The organism is uncultured Nostoc sp. (assembly GCF_964245445.1).
Taxonomy (GTDB): Bacteria; Cyanobacteriota; Cyanobacteriia; order Cyanobacteriales; family Nostocaceae; genus Nostoc.
Window position 1 is genome coordinate 1 of the sequence record NZ_CAXTNE010000407.1, and the last position, 5,195, is coordinate 5,195.

The 5,195-nt window shown below is 42.8% G+C and carries 6 protein-coding genes; 5 read left to right on the plus strand and 1 reads right to left on the minus strand.

Features of this window, described 5'->3' with window-relative positions; translation table 11 throughout:
* Positions 1-52: 52 nt before the first annotated feature.
* The gene (locus tag ACFE90_RS36070; RefSeq protein WP_375507048.1) at positions 53-1,474 is read right to left on the minus strand and encodes an NADP-dependent isocitrate dehydrogenase; all 1,422 of its coding nucleotides are present in this window, start codon (positions 1,472-1,474) and stop codon (positions 53-55) included.
* A gap of 274 nt (positions 1,475-1,748) precedes the next feature.
* Here ACFE90_RS36070 and ACFE90_RS36075 point away from each other — a divergent pair, with 274 nt between their 5' ends.
* The 5 genes from ACFE90_RS36075 (at position 1,749) to ACFE90_RS36095 (ending at position 5,001) form a co-directional block, all read left to right on the plus strand.
* The gene (locus ACFE90_RS36075) at positions 1,749-2,477 is read left to right on the plus strand and encodes a GUN4 N-terminal ARM-like repeat domain-containing protein (RefSeq protein ID WP_375507049.1); all 729 of its coding nucleotides are present in this window, start codon (positions 1,749-1,751) and stop codon (positions 2,475-2,477) included.
* A gap of 25 nt (positions 2,478-2,502) precedes the next feature.
* On the plus strand, positions 2,503-2,721 hold the full coding sequence (locus tag ACFE90_RS36080) for a type II toxin-antitoxin system HicB family antitoxin (protein ID WP_335020453.1): 219 nt from the start codon (positions 2,503-2,505) through the stop codon (positions 2,719-2,721).
* Positions 2,721-2,948: a type II toxin-antitoxin system HicA family toxin gene (locus ACFE90_RS36085; protein WP_375507050.1), complete on the plus strand. Its 228-nt coding sequence runs from the start codon at positions 2,721-2,723 to the stop codon at positions 2,946-2,948. Before ACFE90_RS36080 ends, ACFE90_RS36085 begins: the two co-directional genes overlap by 1 nt.
* A gap of 52 nt (positions 2,949-3,000) precedes the next feature.
* Positions 3,001-4,122, plus strand: coding sequence for an ABC transporter ATP-binding protein (locus ACFE90_RS36090; RefSeq protein WP_375507051.1), 1,122 nt, complete (start codon positions 3,001-3,003; stop codon positions 4,120-4,122).
* A 111-nt stretch (positions 4,123-4,233) separates the two neighbouring features.
* Positions 4,234-5,001, plus strand: a complete 768-nt coding sequence (locus ACFE90_RS36095; protein ID WP_375507052.1) for a superoxide dismutase — start codon at positions 4,234-4,236, stop codon at positions 4,999-5,001.
* The last annotated feature ends 194 nt before the right edge of the window (positions 5,002-5,195 follow it).

A 5,195-nucleotide genomic window follows, 5' to 3' on the forward strand; every position in this document is an offset into this window, starting at 1 on the left:
GGGAGGGTTAGGGTGGGGTAATTTGACTTGTGACTAATTAACCCTAGTAGACTTAACCAAAATGCTGAATAATTGCGTCGGCAAATTCAGAACATTTTAAGGGTTCAACTGGCGGTTCTAGCAACCGGGCTAAATCGTAGGTGACTTGACTACTCGCGATAGCATTGCTTAAACCTTTCTTAACTAGGTCTGCGGCTTCTTGCCAACCTAGAAACTCCAGCATCATCACCCCAGATAAAATCACTGAACCAGGATTAATCCGATCTAATCCGGCATGTTTGGGTGCAGTACCGTGGGTAGCTTCAAATATGGCACTAGAATCACCGATATTTGCCCCTGGCCCCATTCCCAATCCACCAACAATGGCGGCGGCGGCATCAGACAAGTAGTCGCCGTTCAAGTTCATCGTCGCCAAAATCGAATACTCATCCGGCCTGGTTTGGATTTGTTGAAAAATACTGTCAGCAATCCGGTCATTCACCAAAACTTTCTCTTTCCATTTGCCCTCGCCGTGAGTTGCCCAAATTGTGTTAAGAACAGTTTCAACTTCCTTGACAATTTGCGCTTTCTTCTCTTCAGTGAGACTATCAAACCCAGGATCAATCTCGCGGGCGTTTTCTTCCAAAGAAATATTTGGATTTTTTTCCTTGTTACTCAAAATCCAAGATTCCCGTTCAGTGACAGTTTCTTGGCGAAATTCGCTGGTTGCTAATTCATAACCCCAATCACGGAAAGCGCCTTCGGTGTACTTCATAATGTTGCCCTTATGCACCAAAGTCACTTGTTGCTTGTGTTTGGGCAATAGCAAAGCGTGTTTGATGGCACGTCTGACTAGACGCTGGGAACCAGTTTTGCTGATGGGTTTGATGCCAATACCAGAATCAAGAGGAATTCGTTTTTTTCCATGTTCTGGGGTGGCGGGGATCAGTTCTTCATTGAGAATTTTAATTAAGCGATCGCCGATTTCGCTACCTTGTCGCCACTCAATGCCTAAATAAATATCTTCCGTATTCTCCCGATAAACAATTACATCCAGCTTTTCGGGATTTTTATGGGGTGAGGGCGTACCTGCATAGTAACGGCAAGGACGCACGCAAGCATACAAGTCAAAAATTTGTCGCAGCGCTACATTTAAAGAACGAATTCCCCCCCCAATGGGAGTAGTCAAAGGCCCCTTAATAGCTACACCATATTCTTCAATTGCCGTCAGAGTGTCTTGAGGTAAATATTGATAAGTACCGTATAAATCGCAGGCTTCGTCCCCAGCGTAAACCTTGAACCAGCTAATTTGACGCTGACCCTTATATGCTTTGGCTACCGCAGCATCTAACACCTTTTGGGTAGCAGGCCAGATGTCTATACCTGTACCATCGCCACGAATAAAGGGGATAATTGGATTGTCCGGTACGATTGGTTCACCATTTTTGAAGGTGATTTTTGCTCCGGCTGCGGGGGGGGTAATCTTTTCGTACATCGTTCACACACTCCTAATCGATACGCTGCTATTCAAAAAAACCTTATGTGGCAGGCTTGTATATTTTGCTATGTCTTTTGTTCACCAAGCCATAAGGCGCAGATTTTCCCCTTATTCCCCTTGTACATTACTTGGGGATTAAGTGTGGGATTCAGTGAAGCGATCGCAATTTTGTACGATCAAAAATAGTAAACTACTTTTCGCTATCAGTGCTTCACCTTGGAGAAGCCTAATAGCTTACCGCTCTTTCACTGACCGCTAAAACAAGAATGGCATGACAGACCCAATGATTTTATCAGGCCCTGCAAATGACATCGACTCCCTCCGACGACCGTTAATCGCTGGGTCTGAAAAAGTCCAACAACAGATAATCCCACAATTAGCTGAGTTGGGTAATGAGGGATTAGACGTGTTGATGGAATTTTTACTGAAACGACGTGAGAACCCAGCTACTTGGGTTGATGGCAAAGCTTACCAAGTCCTCTATAACTCTGATGCACCTCAAGCCAAAGAATTTCTGCGCTCTTGTTTTCCTGAGGGAATTGTACCTCTAAAATCAGAGTGCGGGATTAACTACAATTCTTTGCAACAGCTACTAGCTGTTCAAGACTTCCAAGCAGCCGATCGCGTCACCATCGAAAAAATGTGTGAACTATCAGGGCCAACGGCTGTACAACGAAAATGGTTGTATTTTACTGAGGTAGAAAATACCTCGGCTGTTGACTTGCAAACCATTAACAACCTCTGGTTAGTCCACTCCGAAGGTAAATTTGGTTTCTCAGTGCAGCGAGAAATCTGGTTAAGTTTGGGTAAAAACTGGGAAAATTTCTGGCCGAAAATTGGCTGGAAAGCAGGTAATAACTGGACGCGATACCCTAACGAGTTTACCTGGGGTTTGAGTGCGCCTAGAGGACACTTACCCCTCTCTAATCAACTTCGGGGAGTACGAGTCTTTGCTTCTTTACTCTCTCACCCAGCTTGGTCGAAGAATCCAGAAAAATGATTTTGAGCCTACGTACAAATAGATTATGATCAATCCCACCAACCGAGAATTCTACGTCATCATTGAACGGGATGAAGATGGCTACTATGTTGGAGAAGTCCCTCAGCTAAAAGCCTGTTACAGTCAGGGAGAAACAATTGATGAGTTGATGGCTAATATGAAAGAAGTAATTGAACTTTGTTTAGAAACAAAAAGTGATGAAGAAATACCAGAATTTATAGGGATTCAAAAGGTAGTAATTTAATGCCAAAATTACCAGTTTTAACAGGTAAAACAGTTATTAACGCTCTTGAAAAAATAGGTTTTCAGGCGGTACGTCAAAAAGGCTCTCATGTACAAATGCAACATGAGGATGGGCGGTTAGTAACTATTCCTGTTCATGCTGGTAAAACAATAGGTAAAGGATTACTACGCAAAATACTACGCGATATTGAACTTACAAGGGAAGAGTTTATAGGTTTGCTGGAATAATAGAGTTGGGAAGTTTTCCACTAATCCCAAATCCACAATCTGAAATTAGATAATGGCAAACGTTCGTCTAGAAGATATTAAGCGTAGGTTTAATAATGTCATTGCTATTGAGGATATTACCTTTGAAATTCCTGATGGCGAGTTTTGGGTTTTAGTTGGGCCATCGGGTTGTGGTAAGTCTACAATTTTGCGAACGATCGCGGGTTTAGAAACCGCTACATCTGGCAAACTCTATATTGGCGATCGCTTGGTGAATAATATCCCAGCCAGACAACGGGATGTGGCGATGGTGTTCCAAAACTACGCTCTCTATCCTCACATGAGTGTGGCGCAAAACATCGGCTTTGGCTTGGAAATGCGAAAGGTTGACCGGAAAATCATTCAAGAACGGGTGATGAATGTGGCGCGATCGCTTTCTCTAGATCACTTGCTGGATCGCAAGCCCAAACAACTTTCCGGGGGACAGCAACAACGAGTAGCATTAGGAAGAGCGATCGCTCGTGAACCACAAGTGTTTTTACTTGATGAACCTTTATCTAATTTAGATGCCCAATTACGCGATGATACAAGGGCAGAATTGAAACAGCTACATCAAGAGTTAGGTATTACAACAATTTACGTCACCCACGATCAAGTCGAAGCGATGACTCTGGCTGATAAAATTGTCGTGCTAAATCGCGGACGGATTCAACAAATTGGCGATCCCCAAACTATTTATGCAAGTCCTGCTAATCAGATGGTGGCAACTTTTTTAGGCAGTCCACCAATGAATATTTTGCCTGCAATCTATGAAAATAACGGTTTTGATGTAAGTGGACAGTTATTAACAATTCCAGCAGTTGTGAAAGAAAAATTGCAGTTGTGTCAAGGACATAGTTATGATTTGGGGATTCGTCCAGAGCATATTTTTATTAACGTAGACGCTTCGGCTTGCCGCAAGCTACCCCCAACCCGCCAAGAAGTAAATGAGAGTCAGCTGATTGTGGAAGTTAAGGTGGTGGAACCTTTGGGAAGGGAAACTTTGATTCGTGCTGGTTTACCTGGTTCGCCGGTAGTGTTGAATATTCAGGTGGGCGGGGATGTGCGTCCGCGTCTAGGCGATCGCCTTTCTCTACAACTCGATTTAAATCAATTGTTTGTATTTGATCCCAAAACTGGAGACAGAATTTTATAAAGAGTTTCTTAAACCGCCAGAAATAATCGCCAATTACCAATTTTTTGTAGCCAGAATCTAAGAAAATAAAAACTGCAATAGAGACTTAATGGATTCACTGCAAAAACTTATATGACTATTAATCGACGGTCTTTCTTGTTTTTACTGACATCAGGTGCGGGTGCTTTTGCGTTAGATGCTTGTGCATTAGCAGAAAAATCTCCTGACGGAAAAGCTGTAACACCAAATACAACAGCAAATACAACAGCAAATACAACAGGGGCTATCCAACTACCGCCTTTACCTTACGCCTATGAAGCACTGGAACCACACATCGATGCCAAAACGATGCAATTTCACCACGATAAACACCACGCAACTTATGTGAAAAACCTGAATGCAGCGTTAGCCAAACATCCAGAACTCAAAGGTAAAAGTGTTGAAGAACTGTTGCAAAAACTTGACAATGTACCACAAGATATTCGCAAAACAGTACGCAATAATGGCGGTGGTCATGTGAACCACTCAATGTTCTGGCAAATTATGAAGCCGAAAGGTGGGGGAGAACCAACAGGAAATATCGCCTCCGCGATTAATCAAAATTTTGGCTCTTTTGCAGCTTTCAAAAAACAGTTTAACGAAGCTGGTGCTGGTCGTTTTGGTAGTGGTTGGGTTTGGCTAGTGCATAACAAAGGTGGCAAGTTGGAAGTGACCACTACAGCTAATCAAGATAGTCCCTTAAGTGCAGGTAAATATCCCATCTTGGGTAATGACGTATGGGAACATGCATATTATCTCAATTACCAGAATCGCCGCGCCGATTATTTAGAAGCTTGGTGGAACGTGGTTAATTGGGATGAGATTAACAAGCGGTTTGCAGCAGCCAGTAAATTAGCCTGAAACCAGATAATATTTTAGAGTTATAGGCGCTTAAAAACTGGCAACAGAAACAATATACTGCTGCCATTTTTTCGGATGTGATAAGCTAATCATCATTCATTTTTTCAGAATGATTCGCTTGTATAGGACAATACGCTTGGGTGGGAGCAACGCGATTTGGTGAGGTAGGATCAAAAACCAGCGATCGCTAAAAA